18 protein-coding genes and 1 pseudogene are annotated in these 19,137 nt (G+C 63.5%); 9 read left to right on the top strand and 10 right to left on the bottom strand.

What is annotated here, in order from left to right:
- Positions 1-10 precede the first annotated feature (10 nt).
- Positions 11-1,051: pseudogene (locus ACEN42_RS23365) on the top strand (DUF2252 domain-containing protein); the annotation flags it as partial.
- 25 nt (positions 1,052-1,076) lie between these two features.
- Here ACEN42_RS23365 and ACEN42_RS23360 read toward each other — a convergent pair.
- The gene (locus ACEN42_RS23360) at positions 1,077-1,433 is read right to left on the bottom strand and encodes a DUF2471 family protein (RefSeq protein WP_371881639.1); all 357 of its coding nucleotides are present in this window, start codon (positions 1,431-1,433) and stop codon (positions 1,077-1,079) included.
- Between the two features lie 267 nt (positions 1,434-1,700).
- On the opposite strand from ACEN42_RS23360, the gene ACEN42_RS23355 reads away from it, so the two are divergent.
- Positions 1,701-1,886 carry a CsbD family protein gene (locus ACEN42_RS23355; RefSeq protein ID WP_371881638.1) on the top strand — a complete coding sequence of 62 codons (186 nt, stop codon included), beginning with the start codon at positions 1,701-1,703 and terminating at the stop codon, positions 1,884-1,886.
- 121 nt (positions 1,887-2,007) lie between these two features.
- Here the strand turns inward: ACEN42_RS23355 and ACEN42_RS23350 are convergent, their stop codons facing one another.
- Positions 2,008-2,610, bottom strand: a complete 603-nt coding sequence (locus ACEN42_RS23350; RefSeq protein ID WP_238293553.1) for a helix-turn-helix domain-containing protein — start codon at positions 2,608-2,610, stop codon at positions 2,008-2,010.
- A gap of 153 nt (positions 2,611-2,763) precedes the next feature.
- On the opposite strand from ACEN42_RS23350, the gene ACEN42_RS23345 reads away from it, so the two are divergent.
- Together ACEN42_RS23345 and tdh are read left to right on the top strand one after the other, a co-directional pair.
- On the top strand, positions 2,764-3,966 hold the full coding sequence (locus ACEN42_RS23345; protein WP_371881637.1) for a glycine C-acetyltransferase: 1,203 nt from the start codon (positions 2,764-2,766) through the stop codon (positions 3,964-3,966).
- Positions 3,967-4,065: 99 nt separating this feature from the next.
- The gene (gene tdh, locus ACEN42_RS23340; RefSeq protein ID WP_035502771.1) at positions 4,066-5,097 is read left to right on the top strand and encodes an L-threonine 3-dehydrogenase; all 1,032 of its coding nucleotides are present in this window, start codon (positions 4,066-4,068) and stop codon (positions 5,095-5,097) included.
- A 10-nt stretch (positions 5,098-5,107) separates the two neighbouring features.
- Here tdh and ACEN42_RS23335 read toward each other — a convergent pair whose 3' ends face one another.
- Positions 5,108-5,746: a YceI family protein gene (locus tag ACEN42_RS23335; protein WP_187605412.1), complete on the bottom strand. Its 639-nt coding sequence runs from the start codon at positions 5,744-5,746 to the stop codon at positions 5,108-5,110.
- A gap of 179 nt (positions 5,747-5,925) precedes the next feature.
- On the opposite strand from ACEN42_RS23335, the gene ACEN42_RS23330 reads away from it, so the two are divergent.
- On the top strand, positions 5,926-6,444 hold the full coding sequence (locus ACEN42_RS23330; RefSeq protein WP_371881636.1) for a hypothetical protein: 519 nt from the start codon (positions 5,926-5,928) through the stop codon (positions 6,442-6,444).
- 39 nt (positions 6,445-6,483) lie between these two features.
- Here the strand turns inward: ACEN42_RS23330 and ACEN42_RS23325 are convergent, their stop codons facing one another.
- The gene (locus ACEN42_RS23325; RefSeq protein ID WP_371882284.1) at positions 6,484-7,377 is read right to left on the bottom strand and encodes a LysR substrate-binding domain-containing protein; all 894 of its coding nucleotides are present in this window, start codon (positions 7,375-7,377) and stop codon (positions 6,484-6,486) included.
- Positions 7,378-7,511: 134 nt separating this feature from the next.
- Here ACEN42_RS23325 and ACEN42_RS23320 point away from each other — a divergent pair, with 134 nt between their 5' ends.
- From ACEN42_RS23320 to ACEN42_RS23305, 4 genes are all read left to right on the top strand, one after another.
- On the top strand, positions 7,512-8,693 hold the full coding sequence (locus ACEN42_RS23320) for a M20 aminoacylase family protein (RefSeq protein ID WP_238293560.1): 1,182 nt from the start codon (positions 7,512-7,514) through the stop codon (positions 8,691-8,693).
- Between the two features lie 17 nt (positions 8,694-8,710).
- A complete protein-coding gene (locus ACEN42_RS23315; protein ID WP_371881635.1) occupies positions 8,711-10,027 on the top strand; it encodes an MFS transporter in 1,317 nt (438 codons plus the stop codon).
- Between the two features lie 133 nt (positions 10,028-10,160).
- Positions 10,161-11,873, top strand: coding sequence for an IlvD/Edd family dehydratase (locus ACEN42_RS23310; protein WP_371881634.1), 1,713 nt, complete (start codon positions 10,161-10,163; stop codon positions 11,871-11,873).
- A 12-nt stretch (positions 11,874-11,885) separates the two neighbouring features.
- On the top strand, positions 11,886-12,806 hold the full coding sequence (locus ACEN42_RS23305) for a dihydrodipicolinate synthase family protein (RefSeq protein WP_371881633.1): 921 nt from the start codon (positions 11,886-11,888) through the stop codon (positions 12,804-12,806).
- Between the two features lies 1 nt (position 12,807).
- Here the strand turns inward: ACEN42_RS23305 and ACEN42_RS23300 are convergent, their stop codons facing one another.
- The 6 genes from ACEN42_RS23300 to ACEN42_RS23275 form a co-directional block, all read right to left on the bottom strand.
- Positions 12,808-13,782: a GNAT family N-acetyltransferase gene (locus ACEN42_RS23300; protein WP_371881632.1), complete on the bottom strand. Its 975-nt coding sequence runs from the start codon at positions 13,780-13,782 to the stop codon at positions 12,808-12,810.
- A 98-nt stretch (positions 13,783-13,880) separates the two neighbouring features.
- The gene (locus ACEN42_RS23295; RefSeq protein WP_371881631.1) at positions 13,881-14,879 is read right to left on the bottom strand and encodes a lysylphosphatidylglycerol synthase domain-containing protein; all 999 of its coding nucleotides are present in this window, start codon (positions 14,877-14,879) and stop codon (positions 13,881-13,883) included.
- Positions 14,876-15,709: a hopanoid biosynthesis-associated protein HpnK gene (hpnK, locus tag ACEN42_RS23290; RefSeq protein ID WP_371881630.1), complete on the bottom strand. Its 834-nt coding sequence runs from the start codon at positions 15,707-15,709 to the stop codon at positions 14,876-14,878. The genes ACEN42_RS23295 and hpnK overlap by 4 nt, the downstream gene beginning before the upstream one ends.
- Positions 15,710-15,713: 4 nt before the next feature.
- Entirely contained in the window at positions 15,714-17,138 is a 1,425-nt protein-coding gene (hpnJ, locus tag ACEN42_RS23285; protein WP_371881629.1) for a hopanoid biosynthesis associated radical SAM protein HpnJ, read from the bottom strand.
- 22 nt (positions 17,139-17,160) lie between these two features.
- Complete coding sequence (gene hpnI, locus ACEN42_RS23280; protein ID WP_371882283.1) at positions 17,161-18,363, bottom strand: bacteriohopanetetrol glucosamine biosynthesis glycosyltransferase HpnI; 1,203 nt, start codon at positions 18,361-18,363, stop codon at positions 17,161-17,163.
- Positions 18,364-18,618: 255 nt separating this feature from the next.
- Complete coding sequence (locus ACEN42_RS23275; RefSeq protein WP_371881628.1) at positions 18,619-19,011, bottom strand: hypothetical protein; 393 nt, start codon at positions 19,009-19,011, stop codon at positions 18,619-18,621.
- Positions 19,012-19,137 lie beyond the last annotated feature (126 nt).

The following is a 19,137-nucleotide window of genomic DNA, read 5'->3' as shown; positions in this document are numbered from 1 at the left end:
GGAGTGAGCGATGGCCCGACAATCCTGGCAGGAACGCCGCGCGTTGGGACGCGCCGCGCGTGAGCGCACGCCGCGCGGCGCGCACGATGCGATTGGCGATGTCGATCGCGATCCCATCGAACTATTGCGGATGAGCAGCAAAGGTCGTGTCGATGCGCTGATTCCCTTGCGCTACGGCCGGATGCTGGTTTCGCCGTTCACTTTCTATCGCGGGAGCGCCATCCTCCAGGCGCATGATCTGGCCACCACGCCTGACAGCGGCATCGCGATCCAGATTTGCGGCGACTGTCATTTGTCCAACTTCGGCGGCTTCGCGACACCCGAGCGCGCGCTCATCTTCGATCTCAACGACTTCGACGAAACCGCGCTCGGCCCCTGGGAGTGGGATTTGAAACGACTCGTCGCGAGCTTCACGATCGCCGGCCGCCATCTCGGCCACGGCGATCTCGCCGCCGACGAGTTCGCGTTTCTCGCCGCGCGCAGCTATCAGACGCATCTGCGCGAATACGCCGAAATGAGCGTGCTCGATCTCTGGTACGAGCGCATCACGTTCGATCGCATGTACGACGCCGTGCAGAGCGAAGACGCGCGGCGGCGCATCAAGCGCGGCATCGAACGGGCTTCGCGCCGTACGCACGAGTCGATGCTGCCGAAACTCGCCGAGCGAACCGGCGACGCGTGGCGCATCCGCGATGCGCCGCCTGCCGTGTTCCACATTCGCGGCAAAAGCACGCTGATCGACAAGAACGATGGCTGGATGACGCTGAAAGGCAGCCCACAGGAGATTTTCGGGGCGCTCATTCTGAAGTATGTGGCCACGCTGACGCCGGAACGGGCGAGGCTGCTATCGCAATTCACGTTGCAGGACGTCGCGTTCAAGGTGGTGGGCGTGGGCAGTGTCGGCACGCGTTGCCTCGTTTTATTGCTCACCGATCACCACGACAAACCGCTTTTCCTGCAGATGAAGGAAGCATCGACATCGGTTGTCGCGAGATACGCGAACCATGCGAGAGACGCCGACGATTCCGGCCACGACGGTCAGCGCGTCGTCTCGCCGCGTGCCGGGCGTGTGCGCGTCAGTGCGCGGCGATGACGGCCTGCGGTTGTCGCTGTCGGGCCGCTCGCTCGTAGGCGTCCACGGCGAAGCCGAAAACGGCGGGCAAGGCATCGGACGCTGCGACGTCGACTACGTCGTCAGTTTCGGGAAAATGGAAGTCGTCGGGACGCGCGAACAGTTCGCGCAATGCGGCTTCGTGCCGTCCGGCAAATCCGAGGTCCGCCACAGCCTCGGCCTCGATCGCATGCAGCAGCCGCCAGGTCAACGGCACGCCTTTGTCGATGTAACGCCCCGCTATCTGACGCGTGATCTGCTCCAGATCACGCACAGCGCGGGCAAACTGCCGCCTGCTGAGATTCTCGCCATTCGACTCCATGATTCACCCCCTTCGCCAACTGGTCTTATTGTACTGTATAAACATACAGTACTTGTTGCAATGAAACTAGCGTCGCGCTACTCGACCCGGGTGTATGTGCGATTCCGCCTACGTGCGTTTCAGACATCCACTGCTATGCGTGCCGGCCAACGAAGCGCATCGTAGAACCATGCTTAGGAAATCCCCTGAGCGGAACGCGCAGGCACTACTGCGTACGTTCGACGGCACTGCGCGGCCAACAGCGCTGCAAACCACGGGAGAACTGACATGAACAAGGATCAAGTCGAAGGCGTCGGCAAGCAGGTGAAGGGCAAGATCAACGAGGGCGTCGGGAAAGTGACCGGCGACACGGCTCAGGAAGCCAAGGGCGATCTGCAACAGGCTGCGGGCAAGGTCCAGAAGGGCGTGGGCGATGCGCGCGAAGATCTGAAGGACGCAGTGAAGAAGCCGTAAGCCAGGCGTTGAGCGCCGCGACGGCGGCGCTGCTTAAAGCGGGACGCACTCGACGTGCGTCCCGCTTTTCATTTGAGGTGGCAAGACTTTGTGCGCATAAAGTTGCGCTCGCGCCCCTACGTCAGCCGTGAATCACCACCAGAAGCGCCTTGGCGTCGGCGCGTCCTACATTGCGGATCGCGTGCGATTCGTCCGCTGCGTAACGTGCCGTTTCTCCCGCCTTGAGTCGCCGCGTCGCCCCCGATGCATCCACTTCGATCGATCCGTTCAGCACCGTGAGATGCTCGCGCGTTCCCGGTTCGTGCGCATTCGATGTGAGCGCAGCGCCCGATTGCAGCGTGAGTTCGTACCATTCGAACTTGCCGGCGAGTTCTATCGGTCCCCACACACGCAGTTGATAGCCACCGTTATCGCCGGTCAACGTCGGTATTTCATGCGGACCTGCGACCCGGATCGCTTCAACGGGCCGTTGTTGCGCGAACAATTGATCCAGGCTGATGCCAAGCGCGTTGGTCAATCGCCACGCGACCGCGATCGTCGGATTCGCCTTGTCGCGTTCGATTTCCGAAAGCATCGACTTCGACACACCTGCTGCCCGCGATAGATCGTCCAGCGTCAGTTTTCGTTCACTGCGCAGGCGTTGAATGATCTCGCCGACGCGCGGCGGCGTTGCGCCCGCTCCCGCGAGATCGCCCGCTTTGCCTTCTGAACCCGTGCTTGCCATGAATCGATCAATCCCTTAAAGTGTTCGGCATATCGGAAATGCGTTCGAAATATCGAACATGTCCGATGCGATGAATGCACTATAACAGGGCTATGGGCCGCTTGCGGGCGCCGCGCGGCCGAACACTACGATCAGCCTAAAACAAGGATTGCGATGAAAGACCGGTATCTCTCCCATCTGCGTTCGACACTCGACGAAATCCGCGCTGCGGGCTTCTACAAAACGGAGCGCGTCATCGCGAGCCCGCAGTCATCGGCTATCCGGCTCGCGAACGGAAGCGGTGTGCTGAACTTCTGCGCGAACAATTATCTCGGTCTTGCGGACGATCGCCGTCTCGTCGAAGCCGCGAAGGCCGGTCTCGATGCCGACGGCTTCGGCATGGCGTCCGTTCGGTTTATTTGCGGCACGCAGACCGTACACAAGGAACTCGAGCAGTCGATCGCGAAATTTCTCGGCACCGACGACTCAATTCTCTATTCGAGCTGCTTCGACGCGAACTGCGGCCTTTTCGAGACGCTGTTGACCGAGGAAGACGCGATCATCAGCGACGAGCTGAATCACGCCAGCATCATCGACGGCGTGCGGCTCTCGAAGGCGCGGCGTCTGCGCTACAAGAACAACGATCTCGCCGATCTCGAAGCGCGCCTTCAAGAAGCCGACGCCGCCGGCGCGCGCTTCAAACTGATCGCGACTGATGGCGTCTTCTCGATGGACGGCATCATCGCGAATCTTGCCGGCATCTGCGATCTCGCCGACCGTTACGGCGCGCTCGTGATGGTCGACGATTCGCACGCCGTGGGCTTCATCGGGGAAAACGGACGCGGAACGCCGGAGCATTGCGGCGTACTGGATCGCGTGGACATCATCACCGGGACGCTCGGCAAGGCGCTCGGCGGCGCATCGGGCGGTTATGTCGCCGCGCATAAGGAAGTGATCGATTTGCTGCGTCAGCGCAGTCGTCCGTATCTGTTCTCGAACACTTTGGCGCCGAGTATCGCGGCGGCATCGTTGAAGGTGCTCGAACTGCTCGACAGCGACGAAGGCGCGACCCTGCGCCGGCGTGTCCGCGAAAACGGCGCGCACTTCCGCAGCGCGATGTCCTCGCTAGGCTTCGATCTCGTCCCCGGCGAACATCCGATCATTCCGGTCATGCTCCGCGACGCGCAACTCGCCTCGAAGATGGCGGATGCATTGCTCGAAGAAGGCGTCTATGTGATCGGCTTCTCCTACCCTGTCGTGCCCAAGGGACGCGCACGTATCCGCACACAGATGAGCGCGGCCCATACGCCGGAACAGATCGATCGCGCAGTCGATGCATTTGCGCGCGTCGGCCGGTCGCTTGGCGTGATCCGCTGAGCAGCACCGCCGACTTTATGCGCATAAACCCAGGGACCGGACCACGAGCCCGCGACCGTCGAAGCAGCACCACGAAGACCAAACGTCAGGATCAACGCAATGAAAGCCCTCGCCAAACTCGAACGTGCACCTGGCCTTACCTTGACGCGCGTGAAGCGGCCTGAAGTCGGCCACAACGACGTTCTCATCCGTATCCGCAAGACAGCGATTTGCGGCACCGACATCCACATCTGGAAATGGGACGACTGGGCGCAGAAGACGATTCCTGTGCCGATGCATGTCGGGCACGAATACGTCGGCGAGATCGTCGAGATGGGTCAGGAAGTGCGCGGGTTCGCAATCGGCGATCGCGTGTCCGGTGAAGGCCATATTACGTGCGGCTTCTGTCGCAACTGTCGCGCGGGCCGTCGTCATCTGTGCCGCAACACGGTCGGCGTCGGCGTGGACCGTGAAGGCGCCTTTGCGGAATTTCTCGTGATTCCGGCGTTCAACGCGTTCAAGATTCCGCCCGATATCTCCGACGACCTCGCCGCTATCTTCGATCCGTTCGGCAACGCAACGCACACAGCCCTTTCGTTCAATCTCGTCGGCGAGGATGTGCTGATCACCGGCGCAGGGCCGATCGGCGTGATGGCCGCCGCGATCGCGCGGCATGTCGGCGCACGCAACGTCGTCATCACCGACGTCAACGACTATCGCCTCGAGCTCGCCCGCAAGATGGGCGCGACGCGCGCAGTCAACGTGGCGAACGAAGACCTGCGCGACGTGATGAGCGAACTCGGAATGACCGAGGGCTTCGACGTAGGTTTGGAAATGTCCGGCGTGCCGAGCGCGTTCACGGCGATGCTCGAATCGATGAATCACGGCGGCAAGGTCGCGCTGCTCGGCATTCCGCCCGCGCAGACCGCGATCGACTGGAATCAGGTGATCTTCAAGGGTCTCGAAATCAAGGGGATCTACGGACGGGAGATGTTCGAGACCTGGTACAAGATGGTCGCGATGCTGCAAAGCGGCCTCGACCTATCGCCAATCCTCACGCACACGTTTCCCGTCGACGACTATCAGCAGGCGTTCGACACGATGCTGTCCGGAAACAGCGGCAAGGTCGTACTCGACTGGACCGCGGCCTGAACGCCGCACGTCATTGAGCGGAATCAGCCGGCGCTTTCGAAAACTCGGCCTGAATGGCGACGTGCACATCGTCGCCGACGGCCGGATACCACGTCGTCAATCCGAACTGCGCGCGGCTGAAATGTCCGTCGGCGGAAAAGCCCAGGGTTTCCTGCTTCGTTAGCGGATTGACCGCGTGGCCGTTGAAGGTCACGTTCAGCGTCACCGGCTTCGTCGTGCCGCGTATCGTCAGATCGCCGGTCAATACGCCTTTGTCGTCGCCCGTGCGCTGAAAAGCCGTGCTGACGAACACGATGCTCGGATAACGCTCGACATCGAACATGTCGGGCCCTTTCACCATGCGATCGAGCAGCGGCACATTGGTATTGACGCTCGACGCATCGATGGTCGCTCGCACCGAGCTTCCGGACATTCCGTCCGCATTCCAGTCCAGTTGCGCAGTCGTCTTGTCGAATCGGATGACGAAACGCGAGTAGCGAAAATGATCGACGTCGAAGCTCACGTTCCAGTGATGCGGATCGAGTTGATAACGCCCCGGCGGCACGCTCGATTCGCTCGACGACACATGATGCGTGACGACCTGCAGCGGCGTGCACGCCGTCAATGCAACCGTCGCCAGAAAAGGAACGAGACGCTTATAGACGTTCATCGGGCTTTGCCTCGAGTACAAGAAAAACTTCGACAAGTTTCGCCGAGATTGCAAAAACTTGCGCAAGCCGTCACGCGCTTTTCGTCAGCACACACGAAAATCGCGCGATCAGGTAGAGTTCGCCTCGACCTCCATCTCAAAAAAAGGCGCCATCGTAGACGCGCGATGGCGGAGAACCCATGCGCACATGGCTGTCCCGTTTTCGAACCTTCCGCGCGAACCTGTTGACCGTTGCCGCCATCGCCGCGTCGGCCTGGGCGCCCGCCGCGCACGCGAGCTGGTGTGGCGACGGTTTCTGGCTCGATGCGATGGTCGCATCGCATCACTTTCACCCGGACAAGGATTTCGAGCAGTTCAATCCAGGCATCGGCGCGGAATGCTGGGTCGCGCCGCAATGGGCGGTGACGGGCGGCTACTTTCGCAACTCGCTGTCGAAGCCGTCGTTCTATGGCGGCGGCGTTTGGGGCCCGGACTTTCTTCACTGGCACTACATCAGGCTCGCCGTCATGGCCGGCCTCATCTCCGGCTACGACTACGGCAGTTATGGCATCGGGCACAACCATACGGTCGGACCCGTGGCCGCGCCGCTCATCATGCTCGAATACAAGCGCGTGGGTGCGAACATCATCCTGATTCCGCCGATTCCTTCGAGCGATCTTCCATTCACGCTCGGCTTCATGCTCAGATTGAAATTCTAGGGAATCCGAACTAAATCGATAAGAGTTGTTCGGCGCATGTCATTTCGAACGCGCCGCGTGTTGCAGGCATTCCAGCAACACCGTCGCTGCGGGCGTCAACGGACTATCTCGCCGCGTCACGACTCTCACCGACACCGCGGGCAACGGATCGGCGATCGGAAAAATGGCGAGCCCTTCGCTAACCCACGAATGTTCGAGCAAGGCGGCAGGCAGCGCGGCCAACACATCCGATCCGCGCAACAAGCCATGCGCGATGATGAAGCTCGGGCACTCGATCACGCGGTTCGGCACCGTCAGACCGCGCTCGGCATACGAGTGAAGCAGCGCCTGCGTCGAGCTTTCCGGCGACGGGTTCAGCAGCCACTCCGCATCCGATAGCTCCGCCAGCGACGTGCAGTGCCGCAACGGATGATCCGCGCGCCCGACGATAGCCGAGCGGCTCTCATACAGTTCGATGTGATCGAACTCCGGCGCGAGATGCTCGGGCACGACGACCGCGACGACGAAGTCGAGCGTGCCGTCGCGCAAACGCGGCATGGCGACACCCGGAAAGCCTTCGATGAAACTCACGCGCGCGTTCGGCATCTGCCGCCGGAACGCGCGATACGCCTGCGGCAGTATCGATAGCGCGGCCATTGGCGTGATCGCCGCGCTTACGCTTCCCGAACCCGCGCTTTTCATCTGCGTGATGTCGTCTTCGGCGCGGCGCATCTCGCTCAAGATCAGATGCGCGCGCACGCGCAATTGCTGGCCGAACGCGGTCAACTGCACGCCGCGCGCGGTGCGCAGAACCAGCGGCACGCCGAGATCCTGCTCCAGTTCCTTTATCGCCTTCGTCAGCGCCGCCTGCGACAGATGCAGGCTGCGCGCAGCCGCACGGATGCTGCCCTGCTCGGCGGTCGTCAGGAATGCGCGTATCTGATGAATCTTCATGCTCATGAGCGACACCTAAGGGTTAGCACCGACGACTGATGGTAGTCACGCAATAAATTTACCGTCTTTTGGTTTGCTTTTCGGCTTTATATGCTTGGATCACGTTGATCACGCATCGAGCAAGGAGTGTCTACATGTTGTCAGTCGAGCCCGTCATCCCCGGCATTGCCGCCATCGCATCGGAATTCGTGGATGTGCGTCGTCGCATTCATGCGCATCCGGAACTCGCGTATGAAGAAACGCAAACGAGCGATCTCGTCGCCGGATTGCTTGCGCAATGGGGCTACGAAGTGCATCGCGGGCTCGGCAAGACGGGCGTCGTCGGCGTATTGAAGGAGGGCACGGGTGGCAAGCGCATCGGCCTGCGCGCGGACATGGATGCATTGCCGATCGAGGAAGCGACCGGCCTGCCATATGCCAGCAAGCACGCGCGCACGATGCACGCGTGCGGCCACGACGGCCACACCGCGATGCTTCTGTGCGCCGCGCGCTATCTCGCCGAAAGCCGCCAGTTCTCGGGCACGCTGATCGTGATCTTCCAGCCCGCCGAGGAAGGCGAGGCGGGCGCGCGCGCGATGATCGAAGACGGCCTCTTCGAAAAGTTTCCGTGCGATGCCGTGTTCGGCCTGCACAACATGCCCGGCTTGCCCGCGGGCGACATGTTCTTCACGCCGGGCCCGGGCATGGCCTCGTCGGACCGCGTGAACATCACGGTGCGCGGCGTCGGCGGTCATGGCGCAATGCCGCATGTCGCATGCGATCCGATGCCCGCCGTCGCGTCGATCATGCTGGGCCTGAACAGCATCGTCGCGCGCGAAGTGGATGCGCAAAAGCCCGCCGTCGTCACTGTCGGCAGCGTGCAGGCGGGCGAGGCGTGCAACGTGATTCCCGAGACCGCGCTGATGAAGCTCTCGGTGCGCGCGCTCGACGCGGGCGTGCGCAAGCAGCTCCAGGAACGCATCACGGCGCTCGTGAACGCGCAGGCGCTCGCATTCGGCTGCACGGCGGAGATCGATTACGAACTCGGTTATCCGGTGCTCGTGAATCACGAAGGGCCGACCGCCTTCGCCACCGATGTCGCGACGAAAATGCTCGGCGCGCAACGCATCGATCCGGCCGCGCGGCCGCTCATGGGCAGCGAGGATTTCGCGTTCATGCTCGAAGCCTGTCCGGGCACGTATGCGTGGATCGGCAACGGCGTCGGCTCGAAGGGCGGCTGCATGGTCCACAACCCGGCCTACGATTTCAACGACGACATCCTCGCAGTCGGTGCGAGCTACTGGGTGCGCCTGGCCGAAGCCTGGCTCGCCGACTGATCCCTTCGGAGCACATCATGAACGCACCCACGATCGCCAGCGCGCCGGCGAATGCATCGACGCAGACCAGCCGCGCAGCGCGCACGCGGCTCGTGATGGCGGCCGCCGTCGGCAACGCGCTCGAGTTCTACGACTTCACGGTCTATGCGTTCTTCGCGCTCGTCATCGGCAAGCTGTTCTTTCCGGTGCACGATCCGGTCGGCCAGTTGTTGCTCGCGGTGGCGAGCTTCGGCGTCGGCTTTTTCACGCGGCCCGTGGGCGGCCTCGTGATCGGCATGTACGCCGACCGCGCCGGCCGCAAGAAGGCGATGCTGCTCACGCTCGGCCTGATGGCGCTCGGCACCGCGATGATCGCGGCCGCGCCGACGTTCGCGCAGGTCGGTATCGCCGCGCCGGTCATCCTCGTGATCGCGCGGCTGATTCAAGGCTTTTCGGCGGGCGGTGAAGTGGGTGCATCGACGACGCTTCTGCTCGAACAGGCGCCGTCGAATCGTCGCGGCTTCTACGCTTCGTGGCAGTTCGCGAGTCAGGGACTCTCGGCGCTCGCGGGCGCGTTGACGGGCGTCGCGCTGACGGCGACGCTCACGATCTCGGAACTCGAAAGCTGGGGCTGGCGCGTGCCGTTCATCATCGGCACCGCGATCGTGCCGGTCGGCTGGTGGCTGCGCCGCACGATGGAAGAAGCGCCGCGCGAAAGCATCGAAGCCGCGCCGAAAGCGCCGAAGCTGCCGCTCGTTACCGTGCTTCGCGAGCATGGCCGCGCGGTGCTCAACGGTCTCGGTCTCACGATTGGCGGCACGTCGGCGCACTTCATCATCGTGTTCTATCTGTCGATCTACGGCGTGAAGACGCTCGGCCTGCCGGGCTGGACGGCGATGCTCTCCGGCTGCGTATCGGGCGCGATTCTCTTTATCGTCGCGCCGATCGGCGGCTATCTGTCCGATCGCATCGGCCGCAACAAGCTCGCGCAGACGACGCGCATCCTGCTCATGCTCGCGATCTGGCCGGCCTTCGCGCTCCTGAACAAGTCGCCGACGGCAGGCACGCTGCTCGCGGTCGTCACGGCGCTCTCGATCGTGCATTCGCTCAACGTCGGCCCGACCGGCGCGATGCTCGGCGAACTGTTCCCGCGTTCGGTACGGGCGACAGGCGCGGCGATCGTCTACAGTCTGGGCGTCGCGATCTTCGGCGGTTTTGCGCAGTTTTTCGTGACGTCGCTGATCGTCATCACGAAGAGCGTAATGGCGCCCGCGTGGTATGTGATCGGCTGCGGCGTGTTCTCCGTGATCGCCGTGGCGTGCATGCGCGACAGATCGAAGGAAATGCTCGACTGATCGTGAAATCGCGCGCGCCGGATGCGATGCGAGGTGTATAACTCGACGTATCCGGGTTTCGAAAAGGCCGCCCATGCGGCCTTTTTTCACTGGATCCCACACTATGAAGAACGCGCGATAAAAGGGGACGTCCATGCGCAAGCTACGCTCGCAAAGCTGGTTCGGCGGCAACGATAAAGACGCCTTCATCCACCGTTCGTGGATGAAAAATCAGGGCATCCCTCACGATCAGTTCGATGGCCGGCCGGTCATCGGCATCTGCAATACATGGTCGGAGCTCACGCCCTGCAACGCGCATTTCCGCGAGCTCGCCGAGTACGTGAAGCGCGGCGTGCGCGAGTCGGGCGGCCTGCCGCTCGAATTCCCGGTGATGTCGCTCGGCGAATCGAATCTGCGGCCCACGGCGATGCTGTTTCGCAATCTCGCGTCGATGGATGTGGAAGAGTCGATTCGCGGCAATCCTATCGATGGCGTCATTCTGCTCGTCGGCTGCGACAAGACCACGCCCGCCTTGCTGATGGGCGCGGCGTCGTGCAATCTGCCCGCGCTCGCGGTATCGGGCGGACCGATGCTGAATGGGCGCTTTCGCGGCGGCACGATCGGCTCGGGCACGGGCGTATGGCAGATGTCGGAGGAAGTGCGCGCGGGCAAGATGACGCAGGCAGAGTTCGTCGAAGCCGAGTCGTGCATGAACCGCTCGCGCGGCCATTGCATGACGATGGGCACCGCTTCCACGATGGCGTCGATGGTCGAATCGCTCGGCATCGGCTTGCCGCACAACGCCGCGATTCCCGCCGTCGATGCGCGCCGTCAGGTGCTCGCGCATATGGCGGGGCGGCGCATCGTCGACATGGTCAAAGACGATCTCACGATGGACAAGATCCTCACGCGCGAGGCCTTCGAGAACGCTATCCGCACGAACGCGGCCATCGGCGGATCGACGAATGCGGTCGTGCATCTGATCGCGCTGGCGAAGCGTATCGGCGTGGAACTGAAGCTCGAAGACTGGGAGCTCGGCTCCGACGTGCCGTGCCTCGTGAACCTGCAACCATCGGGCGAATACCTGATGGAAGACTTCTACTACGCGGGCGGTTTGCCCGCTGTGCTGCGTCAGCTCGGCGAGCAGGGCTTGCTGCATCGCGACGCGCTCACGGTGAATGGCCGCACGCTGTGGGACAACGTGAGTGACGCGCCGAACTACGACGAGAAGGTCATCACCCGCTTCGAGCAGCCGTTCAAGCCGCATGCGGGCATCGCGGTGCTGAAGGGCAATCTCGCGCCGAACGGCGCGGTCATCAAGCCATCGGCGGCGACGCAATCCTTGCTGAAGCATCGCGGGCGCGCGGTCGTGTTCGAGAACGTCGAGGAGTTGCACGCGAAAGTCGACGACGATTCGCTCGATATCGACGAGCACTGCATCATGGTGTTGAAGGGCGCGGGACCGAAGGGTTATCCGGGATTCGCGGAAGTCGGCAACATGCCGCTGCCGAAGAAGGTGCTGCAAAAAGGCATCACCGACATGGTCCGCATTTCCGATGGCCGCATGAGCGGCACGGCATACGGCGCGGTCGTGCTGCATGTGTCGCCGGAAGCGGCGGCGGGCGGTCCGCTCGCGCTCGTGCAGACAGGCGACATGATCGAACTCGATGTCGAGGCGCGCCGTCTCAATCTCGAAGTCTCCGACGAAGAACTGGCGAAGCGCCGCGCCGCGTGGCAAGCGCCCGAGTTGCCGAAGCGCGGCTATTATCGCCTGTATGTGGAGCACGTCTTGCAGGCGGATCAGGGCGCGGACCTCGATTTCCTCGTCGGTTCCAGCGGCGCGCCCGTGCCGCGCGACTCGCACTGAACGGAGGCGTCGATGTCCGATCATCAAACGCCGCCATCCGGCATGTGGCCGGTGCTCTACGCCTACTTCGACACGCTGAACCGGCTCGACAGCGACGCCACGCGCAGACAGATCGACGCGACCATCGCGGCGGGCGCGCCCGCCATTGTCACGCTCGGTCTCGCCACCGAAGTGAATCGCCTGTCCGATACCGAAAAGCGCACGATGATCGACGACTGCGCCGCGCACATCGCGGGCCGCGTGCCGCTCGCGGTCACGATCACCGGCGACAGCATCGAGTCGCAAGTCGCGCTCGCTGATTACGCGCTCGAACGCGGCGCGTCGTGGCTCATCCTTCAGCCGCCATCGATGCGCGGCGAGCCCGAAGCCTTCTACTACGACTTCTTCGCGTCAGTGCTCGAACGGACCGGCGCGAACGCGGGCATTCAGAACGCGCCGGAATATCTCGGCGTCGGTCTGTCCGCGGAATCGATCGCCGCGCTCGCTGCCGAGCAGCCCAACTTTCGCTTGCTCAAAGGCGAAGGCCCGGCCGTGACGATCCGCGCGACCATCGAACGTCTGCGCGCGCTCGAACAGACGCTCGCGGTGTTCAACGGGCGCGGCGGTCAGGAGCTCATCGACAATCTGCGCGCGGGTTGTGATGGCCTCATCGTCGCGCCGGATGCGTACGATCGTCAGGTCGCGATTCATCAGGCGTTCGCCGACGGGCGCGAGCACGACGCCGAATCGCTGTATGCGGAAACGCTGCCGGAAATCGTCTTCGTGATGCAGTCCCTGGAAACGCTCACCTGTTACGGCAAGCGCATCGCGGCATGGCGCATGGGCTTCGATGTCCTGCACGATCGCGGCGCGCGTCCGAGCCCGTTCGGCATCGAATGCGCGCGGCGTTTCGCGCAACGCCTCGGGCCGACGTCGCGCGCTCTGCGTCGATGAATCATCGAACCGGGCGGCGCGTGAAGCGCTGCTCGGTCACCGAGGTGCCCCATTGCGTGCCTTCGGCTTCATCGGTCAATGTGAAACCGAAGGATTCGTACAAGTGGCGCGCGGCATCGAGACTCTTGAAGGTCCAGAGATACGTCTCGTCGTAATGCGCATCGACGAATTCCATCGCGCGCGCCATCAATTGCCTTCCCATGCCGCTGCCACGCAAGGCATCGTCGATGATGAACCAGCGCAGATGCGCGACGCGCGTCGCAGCGTCGCCGTCGATCGCAAGCGAGCCGAGCGTGCGCTCGCCGTCCATGACGAGCCACAACGCCTTGTCTGGCGCGGGCAGGCTTTCGGCGAACGCGGCCAGCTCGGTGGCGACTCTGCGCTCGAAGAACACGCCGAAGCCCGCATGATGCGCGTAGAAGCGCGCGTGCAGGCTCGCCACGTCGCCGATGCAGCCCGGCCGATATCCCTCGACGATGCGCGCGCTGTGCGTATGCGCGGCGTGCTGCGTCTTGTGGTCGTGACCGTGCGCGAGCGCATCGGCGTAGAGCGCGAGCGAGCGCACGAGCGTCTGCTGATCTTCGGGCACCATGCGGCGCAGCGCGTCGGAAACCTGATCGGTCGCGAACTTGTCGATCTTTCTGCGCAGCTTCTGACCTGACGTAGTGAGGTAAAGCTCGGAAGAGCGCGCATCCTCGCTCGATGTCTGCCGCGTGATGAGTCCAGCCGCTTCGAGCCGCGCGATCTGCCGGCTCGCGTTGGACTTGTCAAGCCGCAAAGTCTGCGCGATATCGCGCGCTTGAATGCCGGGCGTCGCGCCGATCTCGATGATCGCGTGCACCGCCGACGGCGCGAGGCCGCTATCCGCGAGCGTGTTGCGCATGAAGCCCAGTTCGCGCACGAGCTTGCGCGAGAACTCACGCAGTTCGAGGATGGTTTTGTCGCGCGATTGAACGGGTGTGTCGATGAAATCCATGACGTCTCCATCGGTTGCGAAGTGCAACCACATCCGTTCAATTTAGTTGCGTATTGCAACTTTCGCAAGAAAAATCGTGCTCCCGAAAGTTCTCACCTTCAACCGCGATCGCGTGCGAATGTCTCCGCGCGTTCCGGTTCCGCGGCGCGCAGCAGCAAGAGCGCGATGCCGCCCCACACGAACTCGCGCACGCGCCGCAGCAGCGCGAAGGACAGCGCGGCCTGTCGATCGACGCCGAACGCCGACGCGATCGCGACGATCGTCGCTTCCTGCACGCCGAGCCCCGCGGGCGCGATGAACACTGCGTTGCGCACGGCCTGCGTGAGCGTTTCGATCGCAATCGCGCCAGCGATGGAAACCGGATGGCCGAGCATATCGAACGCCGCAAAGACTTCGATCGCGCCGAGCACGTATCCCGCGAACTGCCACGCGAACGCGCGCGCGAGCAGCGGCGTGCGATGCAACAACGCGCGGATGTCATGGTCGAGCCGTTTGCCGTCGAGCTTCGCTGCGAGCGCGTGAGCGGGATCGAGCCAGCGCCGCGCCATCGCTTCGAGCCGATGAAACGGCGCGCCCTTGTGCGCGACGACGAACGCCGCCACGCAGATCGGCAGCGACGCCACCAGACCCGCCCCGATCACGTTGCCGATGCCGCCGCCCGAATCGCTCGCATGAAAGCGCAGCAGGAAGAGGCCGAGCATCGCGAGCGTGTATTGCACCGCGATCGTCACGAGCATCTCGACGATCACGGATGCGCTTACGCGACTCACATCCGGCAGATAGCGCGTGCCGAGCCGGATGCCCGCGAGCTCGCCGCCGATGCCGAGCACCGGCAGCAGGCGTCCGACAGCTTCGCGCACGACCGCGATCCACCAGAGCGCGAGCAGATCGATACGCTTGTCGAGCAGAAGCTGCCATGCGCGCGCATCGAGCAGCAACGGCAATGCGTGCAGCGGCACGAGCCACAGAAGCACCGGCCCCGTATGCGCGATGAGCGTGAACGCATCCGCGATGCCTTCGTGCAACGCGAGCGCAATCAGCAGCGCGATGGCCGCCGGCCAGCGCAGCCACGCGATGCGTTTGAGCCATGTCGTCACGTAGTTGGCTCCGGCATGCGGGCGTGTCCGAACACATCCGCGAAGCCGCCGTGCATCGCCCCTGTCGATTCGATGGCGCGCGCGACGCGCGGCGAGCACAAGGCCTCCAGTTCATCCACATGACGATAATCGTGCATCGATGGCGTCAAGGGCGCGCCTTCCGTCGCGGGATGACTATAGATTTCGAGCACGCCTTCGCGCGGTTTTGCGAGCGCCGCGAGCAAAGCGGATTCGTCCATGCGACCCGTCGCGGCGATTCCCGCGACCCAGTCGTTATGAGCGATGCCCGCATCGTCGAGCCGCTTTTTCATCAGCGCGACCCACGGCCTGAGAAAGAGCGAGCCGTGCATCTCGCGCGGCAGGCGCATCGCGCGCATGCCGAACTGCGGCCCGATTTCGAGGATCAGCGCGAGGATCGTCGGATGCAGATGAAAATGCTTGTGCACGTTGACGTGATCGAGTTCGAGACCGGTCGCGGCGAATGCCTTGAACTGCGCGTAGATCTCGATGGCGAGCTGCCGCCGCACGCGTTGCAAAAAGAAGAAGCGCACGCCGTTCTCGAACATCGAGCCTTCGAACGAGCCGCGCGCATCGACGAGATCCGGGATCGACCAACGCGGCAGCGTCGCGGCGCCATCGGTCAATACGAGGTGCAGGCCGACGCGCAACGACGGCAGATCGCGCGCGATCTTCACGGCGTGGTGAGCGGCGTTCGCGCCGACCATCAGGCTCGCGCACGTGAGCACGCCTTCGCGATGCGCGCGCGCGACCGCATGGTTCACGCGTTCGTGCAGCCCGAAGTCGTCGGCGGTGACGATGATTCCACGCACGGCATCATGCCTCGTGTGCGCGCAGGAAGCGGAAGAACTCGACGCCTTCGCGCAGGCGCCGCGTCATCATTTCCCAGCTCGTGAGCATTTCGCGCACGATCTCCCAGATCTTCGACGGACGGAAATAGAAGCGTTTGTAGAAGCGTTCGAGATCATGATAGATCTCTTCGCGCGACAGATGCGGATAGCCGATAGCGGCCAGTTGCACGCCTTCCTTGCTCACGAGATTGATGACCTTGTTCTCCGCGAGCCAGCCGTTCTCCACCGCCTGGTTATAGAGCGTCGTGCCGGGATAGGGCGCCGCGAGCGAGACCTGGATCGTATGCGGGTTGATCTCCTTCGCGTATCGAATGGTCTTTTCGATCGTCTCTTTCGTTTCACCCGGCAAGCCGAGGATGAACGTGCCGTGCACCTTGATGCCGAGCTTGCGGCAATCGTCCGCGAAGCGCCGCGCGATATCCGTGCGCAGGCCCTTCTTGATGTTCAGGAGGATTTGATCGTCGCCGGATTCATAGCCCACGAGCAGAAGCCGCAAGCCGTTTTCCTTCATGATCTTGAGCGTCGCATAAGGCACGTTCGCCTTCGCGTTGCATGACCATGTGACGCCGAGCTTGCCGAGCCCGCGCGCGATCTCTTCGACGCGCGGCTTGAAGTCCGTGAAGGTGTCGTCGTCGAACATGATCTCTTTCACCTCGGGCATGTTGTCGCGTATCCACTTCACTTCGGCGAGCACGTTTTCGACCGAGCGCACGCGATAGCGATGTCCGCCGACCGTCTGTGGCCACAGGCAGAATGTGCAGCGCGAACGGCAGCCGCGTCCGGTGTAGATCGACACATACGGATGCTTCAGATAGCCGATGAAATAGTTGTCGATCTTGAGATCGCGCTTGTAGACCGGCGCGACGAACGGCAGCTCGTCCATGTTTTCGAGGATCGGGCGCGCTTCGTTGTGTTCGATCGAGCCATCGGGCAGGCGATAGCTGAGTCCCTTGATATCGGCGAACGCGCGGCCCTCGGCAATCTCCTTGCAGGTGAAATCGAATTCCTCGCGGCACACGAAGTCGATCGCTTCGCTCGCGGCGAGCGAGTTGCGCGCATCGACGGCCACCTTCGCGCCCACCATGCCGATCATGACGCCCGGCGCGCGCGCCTTCAGTTTCTCGGCGAACAGCGCATCCGTGGGAAACGAAGGCGTGCTCGTATGGATGATCACGAGCTCGTGCTGCGCGGCGATATCGAGCGTGGCTTCGACGGACACGCCGTCGGCGGGCGCGTCGAGCACGCGTGAACCGGGCACGAGCGCGGCAGGCTGCGCGAGCCACGTCGGATACCAGAATGAGCGGATTTCGCGCTTCGCCTGATATCGCGAGCCGGCGCCGCCGTCGAAGCCGTCGAAAGAGGGCGCCTGAAGGAAAAGCGTGTGCTTCATGGTGCGAGGTCCGGTGAATAGGTTATTGACTGTCGGAGGCGTTGGCGTCGTAGCGCTCGCGTGCGTCGTCGAGCGGAATGCGCACGCCGCGCCACATGACGCTCGATCCGAACGATGCGGCGAGCCATTGCAGCCACATCAGCAGGTCGCGCAACGGAATGAACGGGAGATCGCGCCAGAACGCGCGCCATGAGCGTGCGGCGCGCCAGTGCAGCAGAAGCCGCGCGGAAAGACCGAGCGACGTGCTCAGATCGACGATGGTGTCCGCGATGCTTTGCGCGGTCTCGGTGCCGTGCTCGAAGCCGAGTCCGAGGATTGCGCTCGTCAGAAGCCAGGGCGTGGTGAACGTGACGCACAGGCACGCGAAGCCGAGCGGATTGACCGAGCGGATCGTGCGCAGCCAGCGCGTTTCGCGGCGCCAGAGCGAGGCCAGATCGTGTTCGATCACGTCGGTGGTGACAACCACGTCGGACAGCAGCGTGCGCAAGCCGAGCGCGCGCACGTGCTCCGCGAGCCAGTAATCGTCCGCGAGACAGTCGCGCACGGCCTCGAAGCCGCCGCTCTTCACGAGCGTGTCGCGCCTGAGCGCGAGCGTCGCGCCGAAGCCGAAGCGATTCTGTCCGAGCACATTGGCCACATGCACCGAAGGCGCGAACCATTCGTCGATGAACAGCGCGCCGATGCGCGACCAGAAGCCGCCCACGCGCCGCGCGCGATACAGGCAGGTGACGACGCCCACGTTGGCATCGGCGAGCGGCCCGGTCACGCGCACGAGATAGTCCGGCTCGACGGCGATGTCGCTGTCCGCGATCACGATGAGATCGTGCTTCGCGCGCGCGGCGAGATTGATGAGATTGCCCACCTTGCGATTGCTGCCGTGCGCGGTGCCGTCGATCACGAGTTCGATGTCGAGCTTCGGGAAGGCGCGCGCGAGCCGCTCGACCACGCCCGCCGCCGGATCGGACGCGCTCGCCACGCCGAACAGCAGTTGGTATGACGGATGCGTTTGCGTGCAGAAGGTTTCGAGGTTGGAGTACAGGCGCGGCTCGGTGCCGCACAGCGGTTTCAGCACGCTGACGGAGCCGGGCGTGTCGTCGCCGCGCCGCGCGCCGGCCGCGCCGCGCAAGCCGGGAAACACGAGCGCGGCGAATGTCGCGTGGCACGTCGCGGCGCAGCACAGCGCGATGACGAGCCATACGAACAAAGGAACCGAATGCGCCATCATGATCGTCGCGTCCGGATGCAGCACATGAACCACGGCATGAGGATCTCCACAGTTGCCCTGCACATCGCAAGGATTCGAATGCGTGTCGAGAACCCGAAGCCTGCCTTCGCGAACCTTAAGAGATGCTTAGATAAGCGAACGAATGCACATTGAAATACGCGTGAAAGCGGCTTGTATCGCCGCGCTAAGAAACGGCCGTGGGCAAAAAAAACCCGGCGGAGAGGCCGGGTGAAGGGGATCGGGCGAGATCCGAGGTCACGCCCGACCGCGTGGCACTCTGCAGGACGCCACTGCGCGCGGACAGGCTCGCGCGGCGGCGTTTAGCCGGGAGCTGGCGGGATGAAGTTCTGCATGAAGCTGCACCAGCCAGTCGCCGGGGGAGGTTCCGTCGATCACGAGCCTGTCGGCGGCCCATGCGATGCGACGCGCCGTTCGGGCGGCATCGAATGCGAGCTTCGCGATGTGCCGCACGACGAGCACGATGCCTACCGCGCTCGCGAGCGTCGCGAGGCGCACCGCGGTGTTTTCGAGCGCATGCACGTGACCCGTGCAGCCGCAGACCGTGAGCCACGCTGCATCCGACGCGGCGATGCACAACGCGATCAGCACCGTGTTCGCACGCAGGGAAACAAGAGTGGACGATCGCATCGGCATCTCCGGGCCGCGCGCCCGCGAATCGGCGCGCTCGACGGTATAGTGCGGGGACGAAGCTTATGCAATGCTTAAGCAGGACGCGCGCAATGCCGATAACGGGGCCACCATGTGCGGCAGCGC

Source organism: Caballeronia sp. S22 (genome assembly GCF_964261745.1).
Classification (GTDB): domain Bacteria; phylum Pseudomonadota; class Gammaproteobacteria; order Burkholderiales; family Burkholderiaceae; genus Caballeronia; species Caballeronia jiangsuensis.
Note: the sequence above shows the minus strand (reverse complement) of the source record. Positions and strands in the feature narration are given on the sequence as shown.

What these genes read in the sequence shown, in the direction of transcription:
- ACEN42_RS23305 (WP_371881633.1), top strand. Translation starts at nt 11,886, where the DNA reads ATGTCCGATCATCAAACGCCGCCATCCGGCATGTGGCCGGTGCTCTAC.
- hpnI (WP_371882283.1), bottom strand. Translation starts at nt 18,363, where the DNA reads ATGATGGCGCATTCGGTTCCTTTGTTCGTATGGCTCGTCATCGCGCTG.
- ACEN42_RS23360 (WP_371881639.1), bottom strand. Translation starts at nt 1,433, where the DNA reads ATGGAGTCGAATGGCGAGAATCTCAGCAGGCGGCAGTTTGCCCGCGCT.
- ACEN42_RS23300 (WP_371881632.1), bottom strand. Translation starts at nt 13,782, where the DNA reads ATGGATTTCATCGACACACCCGTTCAATCGCGCGACAAAACCATCCTC.
- ACEN42_RS23335 (WP_187605412.1), bottom strand. Translation starts at nt 5,746, where the DNA reads ATGAACGTCTATAAGCGTCTCGTTCCTTTTCTGGCGACGGTTGCATTG.
- ACEN42_RS23320 (WP_238293560.1), top strand. Translation starts at nt 7,512, where the DNA reads ATGTTGTCAGTCGAGCCCGTCATCCCCGGCATTGCCGCCATCGCATCG.
- ACEN42_RS23345 (WP_371881637.1), top strand. Translation starts at nt 2,764, where the DNA reads ATGAAAGACCGGTATCTCTCCCATCTGCGTTCGACACTCGACGAAATC.
- ACEN42_RS23350 (WP_238293553.1), bottom strand. Translation starts at nt 2,610, where the DNA reads ATGGCAAGCACGGGTTCAGAAGGCAAAGCGGGCGATCTCGCGGGAGCG.
- ACEN42_RS23275 (WP_371881628.1), bottom strand. Translation starts at nt 19,011, where the DNA reads ATGCGATCGTCCACTCTTGTTTCCCTGCGTGCGAACACGGTGCTGATC.
- ACEN42_RS23310 (WP_371881634.1), top strand. Translation starts at nt 10,161, where the DNA reads ATGCGCAAGCTACGCTCGCAAAGCTGGTTCGGCGGCAACGATAAAGAC.
- ACEN42_RS23325 (WP_371882284.1), bottom strand. Translation starts at nt 7,377, where the DNA reads ATGAAGATTCATCAGATACGCGCATTCCTGACGACCGCCGAGCAGGGC.
- ACEN42_RS23355 (WP_371881638.1), top strand. Translation starts at nt 1,701, where the DNA reads ATGAACAAGGATCAAGTCGAAGGCGTCGGCAAGCAGGTGAAGGGCAAG.
- ACEN42_RS23315 (WP_371881635.1), top strand. Translation starts at nt 8,711, where the DNA reads ATGAACGCACCCACGATCGCCAGCGCGCCGGCGAATGCATCGACGCAG.
- ACEN42_RS23330 (WP_371881636.1), top strand. Translation starts at nt 5,926, where the DNA reads ATGCGCACATGGCTGTCCCGTTTTCGAACCTTCCGCGCGAACCTGTTG.
- hpnJ (WP_371881629.1), bottom strand. Translation starts at nt 17,138, where the DNA reads ATGAAGCACACGCTTTTCCTTCAGGCGCCCTCTTTCGACGGCTTCGAC.
- tdh (WP_035502771.1), top strand. Translation starts at nt 4,066, where the DNA reads ATGAAAGCCCTCGCCAAACTCGAACGTGCACCTGGCCTTACCTTGACG.